Origin of the sequence: Natronoarchaeum mannanilyticum (assembly GCF_039522665.1) — an archaeon.
Taxonomy (GTDB): Archaea; Halobacteriota; Halobacteria; order Halobacteriales; family Natronoarchaeaceae; genus Natronoarchaeum; species Natronoarchaeum mannanilyticum.
Map to the genome: position 1 here is coordinate 496,505 of NZ_BAAADV010000007.1, position 17,594 is coordinate 514,098.

The following is a 17,594-nucleotide window of genomic DNA, read 5'->3' on the forward strand; positions in this document are numbered from 1 at the left end:
GCAGCGCGGGCGTCGATCAGACGGGAACTGCGAGTCGGGGCCGATCAGAACGGGAACAGCGAGTCGGCGTCGGGGTCGCGCTCCAGCAGCTCGATCTCGTGGCCGTCCTGGTCCTTCGTGAACGCGTACATGTCGTCGCAGCTCTCGGGGTCGCGGTAGTCGGCGGCTTCTCGGACCATGAGCTGCTCCCAGTCCTCGTGCAGGTCGTCGATCCGGACGCAGAGGTGGCCCCAGGCGTCGCCCAGATCATAGCTCCGGCCGTCGTAGTTGTAGGTGAGCTCGACGGCCATCGCCTCGGGCGCGGCGTCCTCGGGCTTCATGAAGTAGTTGGCGAACGTGTCGGACTCCCAGCGCCCGGTGTGTTCGTACTCGAACTTCCGGGTCCAGAAGCCCAGCGCGTCGTCGGCGTCCTCGACGCGGATCATCGTGTGGTCGAGCGACCACAGCGCCCCCTGATCGGGGTCGCGCTGGACGATCTCGACCTCGTGGCCGTCGGGGTCCTTCACGAACGCGTAGCTGCCGCCGCAGGACTCGGGGTCGCGGTAGTCGTCGACGCCCTCGTCCATCAGCTGCTCGTAGTACGATTCGAGTTCGCCCTCGGGGACGCGCACCGCGATGTGACCCCAGGCGTCGCCGAGTTCGAGGTCGCTCTCACCTTCGTTGTGGGTGAGTTCGAGCATCGCGCCCTCCTCGTGCATCTCCTCGGGGCCGAGATAGACGATGGTGAAGTCGTCGCCCTCGTGGCGATCCTTCTCCTCGTAGTCCAGGTGAGTCTGGTACCACTCCAGCGATTCCTCCAGGTCCTCGACGCGCATCATGACGTGGTCCAGCGTTCCGTCCATGCGCGTTTCTACGACGGTGGCGGGCAAAAACGTGGTGAACGCGGACAGCTGATCGCCCGCTTCGACGGATACCAATGCGGGGGCGAAGCACGGAAATCCGCGCGGACCCAGAGACGCGTATGGACCGTACGAGCGCGACCCGAGAACTGGCGCTCCGGTCGCCGGCCGAGAACGCGGCATCGGCGGCGGGCGAGAGCGGGGCACCGACGCCGAGCGAGACCCGAACGGCGACGTTCGGGATGGGCTGTTTCTGGGGCCCGGACGCACGGTTCGGCGCGGTCGAGGGCGTCGTCCGGACACGAGTCGGCTACGCCGGCGGGACGACGGCCGATCCGACGTACCACTCGCTGGGCGATCACACGGAGGTCGTCCAGATCGAGTACGATCCCGAGAAACTGGCGTACGACGACCTGCTCGACGCGTTCTGGTCGAACCACGCGTGGAACTCGTCGGCTCGCAAACGCCAGTACCGGGGCGTCGTCCTCGCACACGACGACGAGCAGTACGAAGCCGCGCAGCGGCGTCGCGACGAACTGGCCGAGCGAACCGGCGAGACGGTCGCGACCGACGTCGAGAGGCTCGACGAGTTCTACCTCGCCGAGGACTACCATCAGAAGTACGAACTGCGGTCGACGCCGGTCGTCGGCGACGAGCTCGCGGAGCTGTACGGCGACGCGTTCGTGGATTCGACAATCGCCGCGCGGCTCAACGGGTTCGTCGCCGGCCACGGCGATCCGGAACGCCGCGACGCCCTGCTCGCCGACCTCGATCTCCCGCCCACCGTGATCGACGAGCTTCGACGCCGGTTCTGACCGCGGGCGACGGCGTTCGGAGCGATACCGAGCAACTGCGTCACCGCCGGCCGACGCCGAAGCACGGCATCGCGCCGCTGCGTGACGACGCTGCCGGAAGCCGTCGAGATCGAGCGTCGACGCCGCCGCGGGGACAGAGGTAAACCACCGGGCTTGCTAGATGACAGCATGGGTCAGCGAAACTCCGGAAAAGCCGTCGAGTGTCGGTGCACGCGCTGCAAGTTCAACAGCAACGGCTCCTGTGGCTACCAGGGGCGGATCCTGATCAACGCGAACGGCGAGTGCGAGATGATGGAGGAGGGGTTCGGCGGCGACCGCGGGCCGTACGGGGAACCCGAAGAGTAGACGGTTCGGCCGCCACGGTGCGTCGCCATCTTCCGGCTCGCAGTAGCGGATCTTCTCCCGTGGAGCCGTTTGTGACTCCGCGGACCTACTCCACGAGCTGGATCGTGTTACCGTTCGACGTGACGTGGAGATCCCGCCCGAGCTTGTACCCCTGGTTGCCGGCGAGGTCGACGTAGCCGGAGAACCCGCCCATATCCTGGTGGGCGGGGATGACGTGCTGGGGCTGGAGCGCGTCGAGCATCTCGTAGTGACCCTCCTGTCGGAGGTGGCCCGAGACGTGGATGTCGTCGTAGATGCGGGCGCCCTGCATGCCCAGCAGTTTCTCGGACTGGTAGCGCTGCCCCTCGTTGGTCGGCTCCGGGATCACTCGCGCCGAGAAGATGACCTTGTCGCCGTCGTCGAGTTCGTAGGGGGTGTCGCCCCGACCCATTCGGGTGAGCATCGCGCGGGGCTCGCCCTGGTGGCCGGTGACGATTGGCAGGTAGTTCTCCTTGCCCTCGTTCATGATCCGCTTGAACGTCCGATCGACGGACTTGCGGTGGCCGAACATCCCGAGGTCGTCGGGGAACGACGCGGCGCCGATGCGCTCGGCGGTGCCGGAGTACTTCTCCATCGATCGACCGAGGAGTACTGGTTCGCGGCCGATCTCTTTCGCGAACTCGACGAGGCTGGAGACGCGCGCGATGTGGCTGGAGAACGTCGTCGCGACGATGCCGCCGTCGTAGTCCTCGATGCTGTGCATCACGTCGCGCAGGTGCTCGCGGGCGACGTTCTCGCTGGGCGTGCGGCCCTTCTTGTTGGCGTTCGTGCAGTCCTCGATGTAACAGAGGACACCCTCACCCTCGCGACCGATCTCGCGGAACCGCTTCATGTCGATCGGGTCGCCGATGACCGGCGTGTGGTCCATGCGCTTGTCCAGCCCGTAGACCACCGCGCCCTCCGGCGTGTGCAGCACCGGGTTGATCGCGTCGATGATCGAGTGCGTGACGTTCACGAACTCGAGTTCGCAGCGCTCTCCGATGCCCATCGTCTCGCCGGGCTCCATCTCCACGAGATCGTTCTGGACGTCGAACTTCCCCTCGTCCTGGATCTCCTCCTTGACGAGTTCGAGCGTGAACGGCGAGGCGACGATCGGGGCGTCGTAGCGGTGGGCCAGCTTGCCGATCGCCCCGATGTGATCGAGGTGGCCGTGCGTGGGAACGATCGCCTTCACGTCGCCCTCGAGGTCGCTCATGATCCGGTCGTCCGGGATGGCGCCCATGTCGATGAGATCGAGGGAGTGCATGCCCTCGACCTGAATGTTGTCGTGAATCAGTACCTTCGAGAGGTTCAGTCCCATGTCGAAGACGACGATGTCGCCGCCGGCACGGACTGCGGTCATCTGTCGACCGACTTCCTCGTAGCCGCCAATAGTTGCGATTTCGATTTCCATAGGTCGGGTCCGATCAGAGCAGTCCCAGAACCCGTCGCAGAGTACGCCTTGTGAAGGAGAGCAGAGCGTGATACGGCGCTTCGGAGGTCGACCGCGCGAACGCGACGAGCGACTCGTCAGCCCCACGCCCTTCTCGGGGACGACGCGTGTTTCGGTTACGTGTGAGTCGGGGAGCCCGACGTAAATAGTTCGGGATGTTGGCTGTGGACGCTCGACCAGGGCGAGTTCCGTCGGACAGCAGCCAACTCTCGGTGGCAGTCGCCACACACCGGTCGCTCGCGAATTTGCTTCGAGAGAAGTGCTCCGTCAGGGATTCGAACCCTGGTCCTTGCCGTGAGAGGGCAAGATGATTGGCCGGACTACACCAACGGAGCTTACCTGTACCCTCTCAGGTACGCATCCTTTCGTAGCGACGAGATACGTTTAACAGTTGCGTTTCGATCGAACATTGGGGCCGGGTATCGTGGGACGGAGGGGCGCCCAGCAGGAATCTCTCGAACTCGCGGCGGCCACGCTTATGCGACTCCGGACCTACCACGTCGGTATGCAAACACGACCGCTGGGAGAGACCGGCCACGACAGTTCCGTCGCGACGTTCGGCGCCATCGCGCTCAACTGGCTCGAACAGGAGGGCGCGAACCAGATGATCGAACTCGTGCTGGATCGCGGCGTCAACCACTTCGACGTGGCGCCGGAGTACGGCGACGCCGAGCTGAAGCTCGGCCCGAAGCTCCGCCAGCACCGCGAGGAGATCTTCCTCGGGTGCAAGACACAGAAGCGCGACTACGAGGGCGCGGCGCGCAAGCTCGATCGGTCGCTGAACCGGCTCGGAACCGACCACGTCGAGCTGTACCAGATCCACGGGCTGGAGTACGAGCACGAACTCGACGAGATCACGGGCGAGGGCGGCGCGCTCGAAGCGATCCGCGACGCCCGGAGCGAGGGTAAAGTCGATCACATCGGGCTGACGAGCCACGGCGACCCGCAGCTGATCCTCGAGGCGATCGAGCGCATCGACGATCTCGACTCGCTGATGTTCCCGATGAACCCCGTCGTCGCCGGCAAGGACGGCGACGAGTACGACTACGAGGCCGTACTCGAACGCGCCGAATCGGAGGACATCGGCACGCTCGGCATCAAGGCGTTCGCCGGCGGAACGTGGCCCCCGACCGACGAACTGCCCGAGGAAGACCGGCCGTACGCGAACTGGTATCAGCCGGTCGACGATCCCGACACGATCCGCGAGCGCTTCGATTTCGCCGCCGCGCAGGGACTGACGAGCGTCATCACGCCCGGCGATCCGAAGCTCGTCGCGATGGTCCTCGACGCCGCCGAGCGGTTCGACGGAATGGACGAGGCCGCCCAGCGTTCGCTGATCGAGCGGGCGCGCCACGACGACAGTCCGGTGCCCGAGCAGCTCCACCACTGACGGCGCGAGGAGACGAGGACAGTCATGGACGTTCCGAGTACGGTCGCGACGGCGCTGGAGGACCAGTCGGTCGACGGTGCGACCTGCCTGGAGGCCGGCGCCGGCGTCGGCAACGCGACCGCGGGGCTGCTCGCAGCGGGTGCCGAGCGCGTCTACGCGGTGACGAACGACGCCGAGCACGCGCGAACTGTTCGCGAGCGCGTGGCCCGTGACGATCCGGATCGAAGCGTCGCGCTCGAAGCCGATCTCAGGGAGCTCCCGTTGGTCGACGACACCGTCGACATCATCACGGCCCACGGGCTGTTCAACGTGGTTCCGCCGGCGTCGCTCGACGCCATCGCGACCGAGGTGACCCGCGTCGCGACGCCGGGCTGTCACCTCGTCGTCGACGACTACGAGCCGTTACCGGCCGACGCCGACGTGCGAGAGCTGTTCGCCGTCGAGAACGCCGCCTCGCAACTCGCCGAGGGACGGCCCGCGCTGGCGTTCTACCCGGCGGCCGCGCTGCGGCGGCTGTTCGAGGGGTACGGCTGGACGTTCGACCGGAAGCGGACGCTGCTCGATCCGGTTCCCTGGACAGAAAGTCATCTCGACGCCCACGCCGCGGCGGTACGCTCGCGCGCTGCGGGGCTTCCGGAAAGAGATGCCGACCGGCTCGTGACCCGAGCCGACCGAATCGTCGACGACATCGGTGAGGAGCGGGTCGGCGAGATGTACAGCCTGGCGTTCCGACGGCCCGACTGAGCGACCGCATCCGACAGCGCGCTCAGCGATCGGCGATTGCCGATCCCGCGTATCCCCCGATCGCGCTCAGGACGACGGTGATCGCACTCGAGATGGCCAGCATGGCGACGATCAGCAGCCCGAGCGTGACGGCGTTCGCGGCGAACGCGCCGCCCGCAAGAAAGACGAGCAAGAGCGCGTAGGGGGCCGCGAGCGCGATCCCGGCCAGCGCGCCGATCCGCAGCGCGTCGCCGGACGACCCTCGCCGGACGTAGCCCGCGACGCCGCCGCCGACCAGCGGCGAGAACGGGACGAACGAGGTGACCGCCGAGACGACCGCCCCGACGACGGCGAGGACGATCCGGTCGTCGATCACGAGGCCGGTCCCCTCCAGGCGGCGCCGCACTCGGCGCGAGTAGGCGGCGAACGCGATGCCGGCGACGACGAGGACGGCGCCCGTCACGGCGAGGCCGAGCCCGCCCCAGACCATGAGACTGTGGATCGCGTCGACCAGCTCGGCGTCGGTCATCGTCGTCGCCGTGACCTCCAGTTCGGCGACGATCTCCTCGGCCGTCGCGGCGTCGGCGGATCGATAGACGGCGACGCCCGCCGACGCCGCGCCGAGGCCGGGGACGGCGATCAGCAGTGCGACGATCGCGTCGAAGATGGCATTTAGCGCGCCCGATCCCTCGACGCGCGGCGAGTCGTGGTTCTCGGTCTGCGTAGTAGGCTCCATATCTCCACGTTGTACGGCCTACAACGTAAAACGACGATCGGAGTTTCAAGCTCTGAAGTCGCGCCCCGGCTCGGGGGGCGTCCCTCTCGAAGGGCCGGCCCGTTGGCAACGATTCTGCAACCGGACGTCGCCAGCGGGCTCCCGAACAACAATAATAATTATTAGTTGAATAGCTCGACGCTCTAGCATGTCCGAGCACTTCGGCATCCTCGCGCTGGCGCCGCCGGTCCTGGCGATCGTGCTCGCGATGACGACCCGGCAGGTGCTGGTGTCGCTGTTCGCGGGGGTCTGGATCGGCGCGCTGCTGGTCGCGAGCTGGAACCCGATCGCCGCCACGGCGCTGACGATGGACTGGCTCGTCGCGGTCGTCCGGTCGCCGTTCGACACGAAGTTCATCATCCTGATCCTGTTCATGGGCGCAGGGGCGGCGTTCATCTACCGCTCCGGCGGGATCCTCGCACTCGAGCGGTGGATCGGGGATCGGGTCGACACCGCCCGCGAGTCCCAGATTCTCACGTGGCTGATCGGCGTGTTCATCTTCTTCGATTCGTATACGAGCACGGTCGTGACGGGCAACGCGACGCGAGAGCTCTCCCAGGAGAACCGCTCGTCGCGCGAGATGCACGCGTACGTGCTGGACTCGACGACCTCGCCGGTGACGACGTTCGGCCCCGTCTCGAACTGGATCGGGTTCCAGGTGTCGATGATCATCGCCGGCTTCGAGGCCGCGGAATTCACCGCGAGCGAACTGGGCGTGACGGCGTTCGGCCTGTTTCTGCAGTCGATCCCGTGGAACCTCTACTGCTTCATGGCGTTTTTCATGGTCGGGTTCATCGCGATCACCCAGCGCTTCTTCGGGCCGATGCTCGACGCCGAGTGGCGGGCGCGCTCGACCGGGCGGACGATCCGAGAGGACGCCACGCCGCTGTCTGACGTCTCGGCCGACGTCGGCGAGCCCAGCGAGAAGAATCCGACGCTCGTGAACTTCTTCGTCCCGATCATCGTCCTACTCGTCGTCGGGCTCGTCTCGATGTGGTATCTCGGCGGCGGCCACCAGCCCGGCGTCGACCTCGCCGAGGCGTTCCAGGAGACCGACGTCGCGCTCGGCTTGCTGTACGGCGCGTTCGCGTTCATGGTCACCGGGTTCGTCGGGTCGCTGGCCTACCGGACGATGGATCTGGAGGAGGCCAGCGAGACGATCATCGACGGGTTCAACACGATGATGATCGCGCTGGCGATCATCGTGCTCGCCTGGGCGATCGGCTACGCCGCCGAGCAGGTCGGCACCGCACAGTACATCGTCGACGTGCTGGTCGGCAGCGGCATCCCCGGCGGGTTCCTGCCCCTGCTGATCTTCATCGCGGCGATGTTCGTCGCCTTCACCACCGGTACGTCCTGGGGGACGATGGCGATCCTGACGCCGCTGGCGATCCCGCTGGGCTACGAACTGGTCGGCCCCTCGGTGCTCCCGGTGCTGATCGGCGTGCTGTTCGGCGGCGCGATCTGGGGTGACCACAGTTCGCCGATCAGCGACACCACCGTCATGTCCTCGATCTTCGCGGGCTCGGACCACATCGACCACGTGAACACGCAGGTGCCGTTCGCCGCGACCGCCGCGGGCGCCACGATGGTCGTCCTGGTCCTGTACGGGTTGGGCCTCCGGAGCCCCATCGTCGCGCTGCCGCTCGCGTTCGTCCTGACCGCCGCGGCGGTGCTGGCGCTCAACAAGATCGACGCTCGTCGCAAAGGCCTCCCAGAGGTGATGCCGACCGCCGAGGCCATCGAATCCGGCGAAGTCGACGTCGATCGCGCGGAGAGAGGCGCGTCCGACACGAACAACGGCAGCTACGACCTCTTCGAGACGGTTCCGATGGTCGCGGTCGGCATCGTCGTGTCGTACGTCGCGCTCGTGTTCGTGTTCGCGGCGCTCGGTGGCTGACGAGGTCTTTCCGAGTTCGATAGCGTCGTTCCGACTCGCGACACTCCCGGGAGACGATAGATCCTGACATTATTGTTGAAAATTTTCCTCATTGATAGATACATTTATCAGTATAATTCCTCCCATCCACACGTGATGTTCGACGAAAATAACGAGCAACAAAGCGCAGGGATCGGCCGGCGCGGATTCGTCGGCGGTATGGCGTCGCTGCTTGCCGCCTCGGCGTACTCGGCGTCCGTGCCCGAGGATGTCGCTGCGGAGGTTTCGGGGGGAGACGACTCGCCAGTCCAGACGGTCCGGTCGCCGGACGGGTGCGTCGAGGTGACGGTCGACGTCGCCGACGGGGTTCCGAGCTACGACCTCGTGTACGAGGGAACGACGGTCGTGGGAGACTCGGCGCTCGGGTTCGAGTTCCAGAACCAGCCGACGTTCCGCGAGGGCGTCTCGGTCACCGGGACCGAACGATCGACGGTCGACACGACGTGGGAACCCGTCTGGGACCGGTACGACGAGATCCGGGAGCACTACAACGAGCTCCGGATCGGTCTCGAAGAGATGGGGGACGGGCGATCCGGCACGCTCGAACTGCGCGCGTTCGACGACGGCTTCGGCTTCCGGTTCGTCTTCGGCGACGAGTTCGGCGACTTCGTGATCACGTCCGAGCGGACGGAGTACAACTTCGCCGGCGACTACACGTCGTGGTGGATCCAGAACGACTGGAACAGCTTCGAGTACGAGTACGAGGAGACCCAGCTGTCGGAGATCGCGTCGGCGCTACAGAACCAGACCGTCGCCGCCGCGGGCGGCGACGGCGTCCACACGCCGATGACGCTCGAAACCGACGACGGGCTGTACGTCGGCGTCCACGAGGCGAACCTCGACGACTACGCCTCGCTGGGGATCGCGCCCCAGGGCGAGGGAACGACGCAGATGGAGTCGACGCTGGCGCCCTTGCCCGAGGGAGAGAAAGTCAAGGCGTCGGCGCCACACGTGACGCCGTGGCGGACGTTCCAGGTCGGGACGCGCCCCGGCGAACTGATCGAGTCCAGCCTCAACCTGAATCTCAACGAGGACTACGATCCCGAGGTGTTCGAGCAGGGCGTCGACTGGATCGACCCCCAGAAGTTCATCGGCGTCTGGTGGCTGATGATCACCGGGCGCGCGGACTGGGAGTACAACCCGAACACCGACCAGTTCAACCCCGACGCCGATCCGCCGGGGGATCACGTCGGGAACCACGGCGCCCAGACCGGCCGCGCGAAGCTGTACATGGACTTCGCCAGCGAGCACGGCATCCCCGGCGTGCTCATCGAGGGCTGGAACCAGGGCTGGTCGAGCTATCCGGGCGACGGAAGCGCCTTCTCGTACACGGACTCGTATCCGGACTTCGATCTCGAGGAGGTCACGGACTACGGGCCGAGCCTGGACGAGCCGACCCAGATGACGATGCACAACGAGACGGCGGGCGACTTCCTGAACTACGAGTCCCAGCTCGACGAGGCGTTCTCGCTGTACGACGACCTGGGCATCCGGACGATCAAGAACGGCTACGTCGCCGACGCGGGCGATCTGGCCGGCGATGGCCACAACCACCACAACCAGGTGCTTGTCAACCACCACACGCTCGTCGCCGAAACCGCCGCTGCGAACCGCCAGATGCTCGACGTCCACGAGCCGATCCACCCGACGGGGCGCCGCCGGACGTACCCCAACCTGATGACCCGGGAGGGCGTCAAAGGCCAGGAGTACGACTCCTTCGGCTTCGTCAGTCCCGAGCACCACGTCACGTTCCCGTTCACTCGGATGCTCGGCGGTCCCGTCGAGTACACGCCGGGCATCTTCGACATGGACTCGGGCTCCGGCGGCATCGAGTCGACGCGGGCCAAGCAGCTCGCGATGTACCCGACGTACTTCAGCGGCCTGCAGATGGCCGCCGATCTGCCGAGCTCGTATCTCGCCGAGCAGCCTGCCACGCTGGGGGTCGGCGACGTCGCGCAGGCCGAGTGGGCCGACCTCGACGGCCTTGGGACGGCCGCGAGCTGGGCCAACGCGCAGGGCGAGCAGTACGTCGAGTTTGATCCCAACAGCGTCGACCCCGGATCGACGGCGTCGTGGACCGTCGAGGACGTCGACGAGGGCGGCGAGTACGTCCTCCACCTCCGGTACGCCAGCGACGAGGAGAACAACGCCGTGCCGGCCGACGTCGCCCGAACCGCGACCGTGCTGGTCGACGGCAAGAAGCGCGCGCAGGTCGAGTTCCCGCCGACGTACTACTGGGACACCTGGGAGTCGGTCTCGACGACGATCGAACTGGGCGCCGGCGACAACGAAGTCGCGATCGCGCTGACCGACGCGGACTCGGGCGGGTTCAACCTCGACTCGATCGCCGTCACCGAGACGGGCGCGTCGATGCCCGAACCCGACGAGGACCCGATCCGCGGTCCCACCGTTCCCGAGTTCCAGTTTATCGAGGACGTCCCGGCGGCGTGGGACGACACGGCGGTGCTCGACGCCGAGATCGGCGACTACTCCGTCACCGCACGGCAGAGCGGCGAGGAGTGGTTCGTCGGCGCGATGACCGACGAGTACGGCCGTGCGCTCGACGTCCCGCTGGGCTTCCTCGACGAGGACTGGGAGGGCCCGGACGGGGACGACGATCACCCCCGCGGTCCCGGCAAGGGGAATGGCCGTAAGAAAGGCAAAGGCCACGAAAAGGGCCGTGGCAAGGGCCACGACAAGAATCGTAGCGACGGTCGCGGAAAGGGACACGAGAAAAAGAACGGCAAAGGCCACGACAAAGGCGAGGGCAAAGGCCACGATAAGCACGGAAAAAAGAAGGAGGAACGCGAGCCGTACGTCGCCGAGATCTACTCGGACGGCGCCGATGCCGACTACGACGAGAACCTCGCGGACGTGCGGATCGACGAGGTGCTCGTCGACGCCGACACGACCGTGCTGGCGTCGATGGCAGGGTCGGGCGGCACCGCGATCCGACTTCGGCCGGCCGACAAGAAAGAGCGCAAGAAGTTGCCGACCTACGAACCGCCCGAGCAGGAGATCCAGATCGACATCCAGGACGAGACGTTCGTTCAGGAGCCGTTCATCACCGGCACCGGCGAGAACGAGGGCGACTACGTCGGCGGCACCAACGTCGAGGTGCTCGTCGACGGCGAGGTGGTGGCGCCCGCGAACGTCCGCCTGCCGCCGAACTCCTCGGGCGAGACAGACACGGTGCCGTACACCATCGGCGAGACGGGCAGCTACGACGTGACCGTCCGCTCGGCCGACGGCGAGACGCTCGCGTCGAACACCGTGACGGTCAACCCGCCCGAGGTCGTCACGACGCTCTCGGACCCCTCGGGCGACGACTACGGGCCCGGCGAGTACACCTACCCGAAGGCCTCGGCGTTCCAGGACGGCGCGTTCGACCTACTGGAACTGACGGTCGAACAGACGCCGAGCTTCTACCGGTTCACCTTCGAGGTCGACAACCTCTACGACGCGTACGGCGGCGACTACGGGTTCTCGCCCCAGATGTTCGTCATGTGGGTGCGCGATCCGAGCGCGAGCGGCGGGACGAAAGGAACGCTCGACGATCTGGGCGCCAACGCCACGTTCGAGGCGCCGTGGCAGTACCGCCTCGAAGTCAGCGGGTTCACCCTGAGCGCCGTCGACGCGGGCGGGGCGTCGCTGACCGACGACGACGGCAACGTCGTCAACCCCTCGACGACCGCCGACCTCGACAACAACACCGTCACGCTCCGGATCTCTCGCGAAGCGTTCGACGGCGCCGACGCAGCCGATCTGGAAGTCGTGCCGATGGTCCAGTCCGAGAACTTCGGCACGCTCCGAGGGGTTCAGGCTGGAGATGCGGGCAGCGACACGTTCGGCGGCGCGCAGGCCGGCGCAGTCGGCAACGCACCGCTCATCATGGACATGATCACGCCCGACGGCGTCTCGCAGTCCGACGCGCTTGACTACTCGGCCGACGAGCTGGCGACGCTCCCGTTCGTCGAACTGTAGGGCCGCCCGACGCCTCGGCGACGCGACCGGACGAACACCTATCTTTTCGCGGCGCGTCCCGCAGCGTGATGAGTAGCACTCGCTTCGAGGTCGAACGACCGGACGGCGAGGAACGCGGCGTGACGGTTCGCTGCCCCGAGCACGGCGAATCAGAGGAGTTCCGGCCCGGCGAGCGCGGCGGCGCGTTCTACTGCCCGGGCTGCGCGATGGAGATCGAGGTGCAGTTGCACCCGCCGGACTGGCGGGATCTGGGAGAACGGTGCTGACCGGGCTCACTCGCCCGACCCGACGCCCGGCCGCGTTCCGGCGTCCCGGCCGGACGAGCGGACGCGGCGGTTGACGGCCGATACGACCCGGACGGCGAAGGCGACGTGCAGGACCGTCCCCAGCGACGCCGCCGCCAAGTAGCAGATCGACAGCAGGCCGTTCCGGGCGAGAAAGCCGGACGGATCGATCAGGAACGACAACACTGTGAGCGGCCCCAGCACGAGCGAGACGACGACGGCCGCGAGCGCGTTCATATCACAGTCGAGAGGCGACGACCCAATAAAGATACGTCGAACGGGCGTCAGACGCTCGAACGACGCCGACGCGCACATGAGCTCTACTGTCGGCAGTCTGATTCGACACCGGTCGGACGGCGGCCGGAATCAACGCCAGTCCCCGAACGGCTCGTCGGCAGCCGAGCGCCGGACGTACTCGGTTTGCATCTCCGCGACGGCGTCTTCGAAAGCGAGCCCGTCGTCCAGTCCCTCCCGGACGCGCGCGAGCTTCCAGCGACTCGGTGCCGTTCGGTCCGTCCACCGCGCCTCGATCGGATCGAGGTACGTCTCGATCGTGTCGGACTCGACGCCCTGCTCGCGGAGGCCGCGCCGGGCGAGCGAGAAAATCTCGTCGTAGATCACCGCCGAGTCCGACGTCCGGTCGCCGTCGGCCGTGACCCACGCGAGATCGGCGTCGAGCCCGTCTTCGACGGCGGCGTAGAAGCTCCGCTCCGCGGCGTCCCGGTCGAGCGTCGCGATCGGGTGGTCGGTCGCGACGAGCCCGCGGAGGAGGCCGGCGACGAGACAGAGCAGGCCGACGTTGTCGGCGACCGTCGGCTGGGTGGGCAGCGGCCGGTACTCGATGCGGATCGACTGCCGGTCACCCTCGCCGACGGGCTGGCCGCCGGTGACCGCGCGCACCCACCGCCAGAAGGTGCCCCGCTTGTGGTCGAGTTCCCAGAAGCGGTCCTCGAACGTCTCGCGAGAGCCGTCGGCGACCCACTCGCGGAGGAACGGCGCGCAGGTCGGATCCGCGACCAGCGCGTCGAGAACGTCCGTCGCCGAGGCCAGATCGTCGGGGACGCGCACCTTCTCCCAGGCGTCGTCGATCGACTGCTCGAAGACCGGGACGCGAAGCTCGTGGTGCGTCTCGTCGAGCAGCCGGTGCGGGTCGTCGAAATCGTACAGATCGGTCGGGAGCAGCGGCGAGTTCGTCGCCAGCGCGAGCACCGGCCCGAGCGTCCGGATCGCCGCGGCGTGATAGTCGGGGAACGACGCCGCGTCGGGGACCTGAACGTGGGGCTGGATCGAGCTGGTCAGCGACTCGACCAGGATCGTCGGGAACGAACAGTCGGCGCCCGGCACCGAGATCGACACCGACCCGCCGGCGCGTCGCAGGATGTGGTTGTCGATCGCGCAGTACCGCGGCGAGAGGGTCATGTTCTCGGCGACGGTGACGCCGCCGCGATTCTCGACGGCCGAGAGGTAGTCGTGAGAGCCCTCCTCGGGCGGCTCGGTCCACATCGCGTCGAGGACGAACTCCAGCCCGGCGTCGCCGGCGGCCGCCCGCGCCGTCCGGACGTTCCGTTCGAGCTGGGCCGCCTGCGCGGCGATCCCGTCGTCGTCGAACGGCTCGGCCGCGGTGTTGAACTCGGCGTTGTGCAGCCCGAGCTCCCGGTCGCAGGGCCCCTCGAAGACCTCGTCGGGCACGCGCGCGAGCCGGCCGCGATCGTCGACGGCGTAGGCTTCCAGTTCGAGCCCGAGGCCGAAGCCGGGGCTGTCGAGCCGACCCGCGCGCAGGTCGGCGGCGAGTCGACCCGCCTGGTCGTCGACGCGCCGCTCGAACTCCGCCAGCGCGTCGCCGCGCAACGACCGCTCGACGAGTGCCGCAAACTCCGTCATTACCGGGGATTGGCAGCCCTCCGGCATAGACCTGTGGTCGGGCGGACCGCCGCGCCGTTCGTCGACGGCACCGGCCGGTCGAGCGGGGGCCCTGACGCGTACGATTTTCCGTCGCGACGACCTACCGTTAGACGTGCAGCTGATCGCACACAGGGGGTTCGGACATCGGTATCCGCAGAATACGGTTCGCGCGTTCGAGAGCGCCGCGGCCGTAGCCGACGGCGTCGAAGTCGACGTTCGCCGGTCGGGGTCGGACGACCTGGTCGCGAGCCACTACGGGCGGCTCCGACTGATCACGGACAGCGGCGGGCGCGTCGCGGATCACTCGGCCGACGAACTCGAATCGATGTCGGTTGAGGGGTCGGACTGGGGGATCCCGCGGCTCGAACGCGTTTTCGAAGTAGTACCGGACGACGTGACGGTCGAACTCGACCTCAAGGAGCCGGGGCTGGCGGACGCCGCGCTCGACGTCGCGGCCGACGCCGACAACGAGGTGGTCGTCACCTCCTTTTACTCCGACGCAATCTGGGAGGCGAGAGCGGCCGACGCGGATGCGGCGCTCTCGTACAACTTCGACGTGCGCCTCGATCGGCACCTGACGACGACGGAGCTGATCGGCTGCGAGCTCGCGAACGTCCACTGGTCGCTCTGCCTGGCGACGGATATCGTCTCGCGGGCCCACGAGCGGGGGCTCGACGTGTACGCGTGGCCCGTTGGCGCGCGCCCGGTCGCCTGGGCGGTCCGACGCCGCGGCGTCGACGGCGTCGTCGCGACCAACCCCGGCGTCTGCGAGTGGCTCGAAGGGCGAATTTGAGGTCGCCTCGTCGCCGCCGCGGCGACACTGGTCGATCTCGCCCGGGTTCGATCGTCACTTGGGATACACTTTTCGTGGTCCGCGCGCCTGCACCAGTATGGTCGACGACTGCGCGTTCTGTCGCATCGTCAGCGGCGAGGACGAGGCCCACGTCCTGTACGAGGACGAGCGGACGGTCGCGTTCCTCGACGAGAACCCGGCGGTCGAGGGCCACGCGCTCGTGATTCCGAAGGACCACCGCGAGGACGTGCTCGGAGGCGACGGAGCGACGGCGTCCGCCGTGTTCGACACCGTCCAGACGGTTTCGCGGGCGCTCGACGACGCGTTCGATCCCGACGGGTTCAGCGTGTTCCACTCCTCGGGATCGCTCGTCGGGAACGTCCAGCACGCCCACGTCCACGTCGTGCCCCGCAAGTCCGACGACGGAGTACACGTCTCGCTGCCGCGACGGGAGCTCTCGAAGCGGGAGGCCGAACGCGTCGCAGCGGTGATTCGCGCGCAGTTCTGAGTTCGGACAGCCGAGTTGAGCAACCCGGCGCGTGCTCGCGACGCCGTCGGCACGCTCGACTGCGCGGCGAGCGAACACCTTTTGTCCACTCGATATGTCTCTCCGCCATGCTCGCAGCTCTCGGCGCCGGCGCGGTCGAGCCCGTCGCGTTACAGTCCGTGGATATCGCACTGGAAAATCCGATCGGCGGCGTGCTCGGCGGCGCGGTGACCGCGTTCCTCACGACGCTCGTGTTCGGCGCCGTCGCGCTCGCGGTCCGACCGGAGTACGTCGACCGAACCGCGGCGTCATTCGTAGACGATCTCGTGGGGTCGTTCCTCTACGGGCTGCTCGGGCTCGTTGCGGTCGCCTGTGCGACGTTCCTGCTGGTCATCTCGCTGGTGGGCATCCCCGTCGCGTTCTTTCTCGTACTCGTCGCGTACGTTCTCTGGGCGGTCGGCTCGGCGATCGCGTTTCTCGCGATCGGGGATCGACTCGTCGACGATCAGGAGAACCGGCTCGTCCCGCTGGCCGTCGGCGCCGGAATCAACGGCGCGCTGGTGCTGACCGGCGTCGGCGGCCTCGTGGCGCTGTGTATCGGCGCCGCCGGGTTCGGCGCGGTCGTGCGCCGGTGGCTCGAATAGCACGATAGCGGCGGCCGGCCGTCGCGCTCAGATTCTGCCGACGCACTCCTCGCAGTAGCGCACACCATCGGGGTTCGGCGCGCCGCAGTGCCGACAGCGAACTTCCGTCTCGTCGGTCGACTCGCCGGCTGCTCCGGCGGTCGCGGCCGACCCGGCGTCCGGCCGGTCGTCGGCGTCGAGCCGTCGATCGAACCCCGACTCGCCGCTCGATCCGTCGCTCGCGCCTTTCGCGAGGAACGCGTCGATGGCGGCCGGCTCGACCGGTTCGTCCGTCTCGGCGGCGACTCGCTCGACGAGGTCGTCGTCGCGAAGCCACTCCAGCAGTCGAAGTAATCCAAAGAGCGCCAGCGTCGGCACGACACACAGCAGCAGCGTGATCGCGAGCTGCACGGCGGGCGGCGCGGCGCCCGTACTTAGCATACGCCAACTAGCCGGAGCGCGTAGAAACTTCTGACGGCGCGATCAGGCCAGCCCGGTCGTCCCGATCCAGAGGAAGGCCCCGCCGAACCCCGCGAGGACGACGCCGCTGAGCGCCGCCACCGCGGGCGCGGCGGCGTCGACGCGACGCCCGGTCGCGACGAGCGCGGCGGGGAAGCCGACGATCCAGAGCCCGATCCCCGCAAAGAAGCCGACCAGCAGCGCCGGGCTGCCCGTCTCGACGACGAGCGACCCCGCCAGCGCGTCGCCGACGGCCGGGGCGTGGGCGAGCACGTCGAGCCGCCCGGGTTCGATCAGGCCGACGCCGGCCGTGAGCCAGAACGCGATCTGGTAGGGGTTCGTCAGCGCCAGCACGAACGCCTTTCGGAACCCCTTCGAGTCTGCGTCGACCGGAACGCCGCCGTCGGCGCTGAACGACCGGGCGGCGTCGGCGTCACGCAGCGCGCCGACCGCGAAGTACAGCATCAGCGCCCCGCCGAGCAGGTAGAGCGCGGATCGAAGCCACGGCGTGCGATCGACGACGGCGACCGCGCCGACGAACGCCAGCGCGAAAAACAGCGCGTCGGCCAGCATCGCGCCCAGGCCGGCCCGAAACCCGGCGGGCCAGCCACGGAGCACGCTCTCCTCGGCGATGATCGCGTTCATGGGGCCCGGCGGCGCGGCCAGCACGAGGCCGAACACGGCACCGACCGCGGCCGACAGTGCGAGCGACGGCATCGGAACAACAGTGGGAGGAGGCGGTGAAAAATCCGACGAAGGCGGCGC

Annotated in this window: 17 protein-coding genes and 1 tRNA gene; 10 read left to right on the forward strand and 8 right to left on the reverse strand. The window is 67.8% G+C overall.

The genetic code is table 11. The features are described 5' to 3' along the window. Positions 1 to 44: 44 nt before the first annotated feature. A complete protein-coding gene (locus tag ABDZ81_RS15575; RefSeq protein ID WP_343774951.1) occupies positions 45 to 842 on the reverse strand; it encodes a VOC family protein in 798 nt (265 codons plus the stop codon). 119 nt (positions 843 to 961) lie between these two features. On the opposite strand from ABDZ81_RS15575, the gene msrA reads away from it, so the two are divergent. Then, a complete protein-coding gene (msrA, locus tag ABDZ81_RS15580) occupies positions 962 to 1,654 on the forward strand; it encodes a peptide-methionine (S)-S-oxide reductase MsrA (RefSeq protein WP_343774953.1) in 693 nt (230 codons plus the stop codon). Positions 1,655 to 1,822: 168 nt separating this feature from the next. Beyond that, entirely contained in the window at positions 1,823 to 1,999 is a 177-nt protein-coding gene (locus tag ABDZ81_RS15585) for a hypothetical protein (RefSeq protein ID WP_343774955.1), read from the forward strand. An 85-nt stretch (positions 2,000 to 2,084) separates the two neighbouring features. Here the strand turns inward: ABDZ81_RS15585 and ABDZ81_RS15590 are convergent, their stop codons facing one another. Together ABDZ81_RS15590 and ABDZ81_RS15595 are read right to left on the reverse strand one after the other, a co-directional pair. Next, positions 2,085 to 3,431, reverse strand: a complete 1,347-nt coding sequence (locus ABDZ81_RS15590; RefSeq protein WP_343774956.1) for an RNase J family beta-CASP ribonuclease — start codon at positions 3,429 to 3,431, stop codon at positions 2,085 to 2,087. 299 nt (positions 3,432 to 3,730) lie between these two features. Next, positions 3,731 to 3,805: transfer RNA gene (locus tag ABDZ81_RS15595), tRNA-Glu, on the reverse strand. Between the two features lie 170 nt (positions 3,806 to 3,975). Between ABDZ81_RS15595 and ABDZ81_RS15600 the strand changes: the two genes are divergently transcribed. Then, on the forward strand, positions 3,976 to 4,860 hold the full coding sequence (locus ABDZ81_RS15600) for an aldo/keto reductase (RefSeq protein WP_343774957.1): 885 nt from the start codon (positions 3,976 to 3,978) through the stop codon (positions 4,858 to 4,860). Between the two features lie 24 nt (positions 4,861 to 4,884). Continuing rightward, positions 4,885 to 5,604 carry a class I SAM-dependent methyltransferase gene (locus tag ABDZ81_RS15605; protein WP_343774958.1) on the forward strand — a complete coding sequence of 240 codons (720 nt, stop codon included), beginning with the start codon at positions 4,885 to 4,887 and terminating at the stop codon, positions 5,602 to 5,604. Positions 5,605 to 5,626: 22 nt separating this feature from the next. On the opposite strand, the gene ABDZ81_RS15610 is transcribed toward ABDZ81_RS15605, so the two are convergent. Next, on the reverse strand, positions 5,627 to 6,319 hold the full coding sequence (locus tag ABDZ81_RS15610) for a DUF5518 domain-containing protein (protein WP_343774959.1): 693 nt from the start codon (positions 6,317 to 6,319) through the stop codon (positions 5,627 to 5,629). A 247-nt stretch (positions 6,320 to 6,566) separates the two neighbouring features. On the opposite strand from ABDZ81_RS15610, the gene ABDZ81_RS15615 reads away from it, so the two are divergent. From ABDZ81_RS15615 to ABDZ81_RS15625, 3 genes are all read left to right on the forward strand, one after another. Next, positions 6,567 to 8,258: a Na+/H+ antiporter NhaC family protein gene (locus ABDZ81_RS15615; protein WP_343775312.1), complete on the forward strand. Its 1,692-nt coding sequence runs from the start codon at positions 6,567 to 6,569 to the stop codon at positions 8,256 to 8,258. A 135-nt stretch (positions 8,259 to 8,393) separates the two neighbouring features. After that, positions 8,394 to 12,281, forward strand: coding sequence for a glycoside hydrolase family 97 N-terminal domain-containing protein (locus ABDZ81_RS15620; RefSeq protein WP_343774960.1), 3,888 nt, complete (start codon positions 8,394 to 8,396; stop codon positions 12,279 to 12,281). Between the two features lie 68 nt (positions 12,282 to 12,349). Next, positions 12,350 to 12,547, forward strand: a complete 198-nt coding sequence (locus ABDZ81_RS15625; RefSeq protein ID WP_343774961.1) for a hypothetical protein — start codon at positions 12,350 to 12,352, stop codon at positions 12,545 to 12,547. A 6-nt stretch (positions 12,548 to 12,553) separates the two neighbouring features. Here the strand turns inward: ABDZ81_RS15625 and ABDZ81_RS15630 are convergent, their stop codons facing one another. Continuing rightward, on the reverse strand, positions 12,554 to 12,802 hold the full coding sequence (locus tag ABDZ81_RS15630; RefSeq protein ID WP_343774963.1) for a hypothetical protein: 249 nt from the start codon (positions 12,800 to 12,802) through the stop codon (positions 12,554 to 12,556). Positions 12,803 to 12,931: 129 nt separating this feature from the next. Next, the gene (locus tag ABDZ81_RS15635; protein ID WP_343774964.1) at positions 12,932 to 14,446 is read right to left on the reverse strand and encodes a glutamate-cysteine ligase family protein; all 1,515 of its coding nucleotides are present in this window, start codon (positions 14,444 to 14,446) and stop codon (positions 12,932 to 12,934) included. A 133-nt stretch (positions 14,447 to 14,579) separates the two neighbouring features. Between ABDZ81_RS15635 and ABDZ81_RS15640 the strand changes: the two genes are divergently transcribed. The 3 genes from ABDZ81_RS15640 (at position 14,580) to ABDZ81_RS15650 (ending at position 16,391) form a co-directional block, all read left to right on the forward strand. Next, a complete protein-coding gene (locus ABDZ81_RS15640; protein WP_343774965.1) occupies positions 14,580 to 15,260 on the forward strand; it encodes a glycerophosphodiester phosphodiesterase in 681 nt (226 codons plus the stop codon). Positions 15,261 to 15,357: 97 nt separating this feature from the next. After that, positions 15,358 to 15,768, forward strand: a complete 411-nt coding sequence (locus ABDZ81_RS15645; RefSeq protein WP_343774966.1) for an HIT family protein — start codon at positions 15,358 to 15,360, stop codon at positions 15,766 to 15,768. Between the two features lie 107 nt (positions 15,769 to 15,875). Then, positions 15,876 to 16,391 carry a DUF8173 domain-containing protein gene (locus ABDZ81_RS15650; protein ID WP_343774967.1) on the forward strand — a complete coding sequence of 172 codons (516 nt, stop codon included), beginning with the start codon at positions 15,876 to 15,878 and terminating at the stop codon, positions 16,389 to 16,391. 27 nt (positions 16,392 to 16,418) lie between these two features. Here the strand turns inward: ABDZ81_RS15650 and ABDZ81_RS15655 are convergent, their stop codons facing one another. Both ABDZ81_RS15655 and ABDZ81_RS15660 read right to left on the reverse strand, forming a co-directional pair. Then, complete coding sequence (locus tag ABDZ81_RS15655; protein WP_343774968.1) at positions 16,419 to 16,811, reverse strand: DUF7577 domain-containing protein; 393 nt, start codon at positions 16,809 to 16,811, stop codon at positions 16,419 to 16,421. A 42-nt stretch (positions 16,812 to 16,853) separates the two neighbouring features. Continuing rightward, entirely contained in the window at positions 16,854 to 17,546 is a 693-nt protein-coding gene (locus ABDZ81_RS15660) for a LysE family translocator (protein WP_343774970.1), read from the reverse strand. Positions 17,547 to 17,594 lie beyond the last annotated feature (48 nt).

Bases quoted from the DNA above. Each gene is read 5' to 3' on its own strand.
- ABDZ81_RS15575 (WP_343774951.1), bottom strand. From the start codon at position 842: ATGGACGGAACGCTGGACCACGTCATGATGCGCGTCGAGGACCTGGAG.
- msrA (WP_343774953.1), top strand. From the start codon at position 962: ATGGACCGTACGAGCGCGACCCGAGAACTGGCGCTCCGGTCGCCGGCC.
- ABDZ81_RS15585 (WP_343774955.1), top strand. From the start codon at position 1,823: ATGGGTCAGCGAAACTCCGGAAAAGCCGTCGAGTGTCGGTGCACGCGC.
- ABDZ81_RS15590 (WP_343774956.1), bottom strand. From the start codon at position 3,431: ATGGAAATCGAAATCGCAACTATTGGCGGCTACGAGGAAGTCGGTCGA.
- ABDZ81_RS15600 (WP_343774957.1), top strand. From the start codon at position 3,976: ATGCAAACACGACCGCTGGGAGAGACCGGCCACGACAGTTCCGTCGCG.
- ABDZ81_RS15605 (WP_343774958.1), top strand. From the start codon at position 4,885: ATGGACGTTCCGAGTACGGTCGCGACGGCGCTGGAGGACCAGTCGGTC.
- ABDZ81_RS15610 (WP_343774959.1), bottom strand. From the start codon at position 6,319: ATGGAGCCTACTACGCAGACCGAGAACCACGACTCGCCGCGCGTCGAG.
- ABDZ81_RS15615 (WP_343775312.1), top strand. From the start codon at position 6,567: ATGACGACCCGGCAGGTGCTGGTGTCGCTGTTCGCGGGGGTCTGGATC.
- ABDZ81_RS15620 (WP_343774960.1), top strand. From the start codon at position 8,394: ATGTTCGACGAAAATAACGAGCAACAAAGCGCAGGGATCGGCCGGCGC.
- ABDZ81_RS15625 (WP_343774961.1), top strand. From the start codon at position 12,350: ATGAGTAGCACTCGCTTCGAGGTCGAACGACCGGACGGCGAGGAACGC.
- ABDZ81_RS15630 (WP_343774963.1), bottom strand. From the start codon at position 12,802: ATGAACGCGCTCGCGGCCGTCGTCGTCTCGCTCGTGCTGGGGCCGCTC.
- ABDZ81_RS15635 (WP_343774964.1), bottom strand. From the start codon at position 14,446: ATGACGGAGTTTGCGGCACTCGTCGAGCGGTCGTTGCGCGGCGACGCG.
- ABDZ81_RS15645 (WP_343774966.1), top strand. From the start codon at position 15,358: ATGGTCGACGACTGCGCGTTCTGTCGCATCGTCAGCGGCGAGGACGAG.
- ABDZ81_RS15650 (WP_343774967.1), top strand. From the start codon at position 15,876: ATGCTCGCAGCTCTCGGCGCCGGCGCGGTCGAGCCCGTCGCGTTACAG.
- ABDZ81_RS15655 (WP_343774968.1), bottom strand. From the start codon at position 16,811: ATGCTAAGTACGGGCGCCGCGCCGCCCGCCGTGCAGCTCGCGATCACG.
- ABDZ81_RS15660 (WP_343774970.1), bottom strand. From the start codon at position 17,546: ATGCCGTCGCTCGCACTGTCGGCCGCGGTCGGTGCCGTGTTCGGCCTC.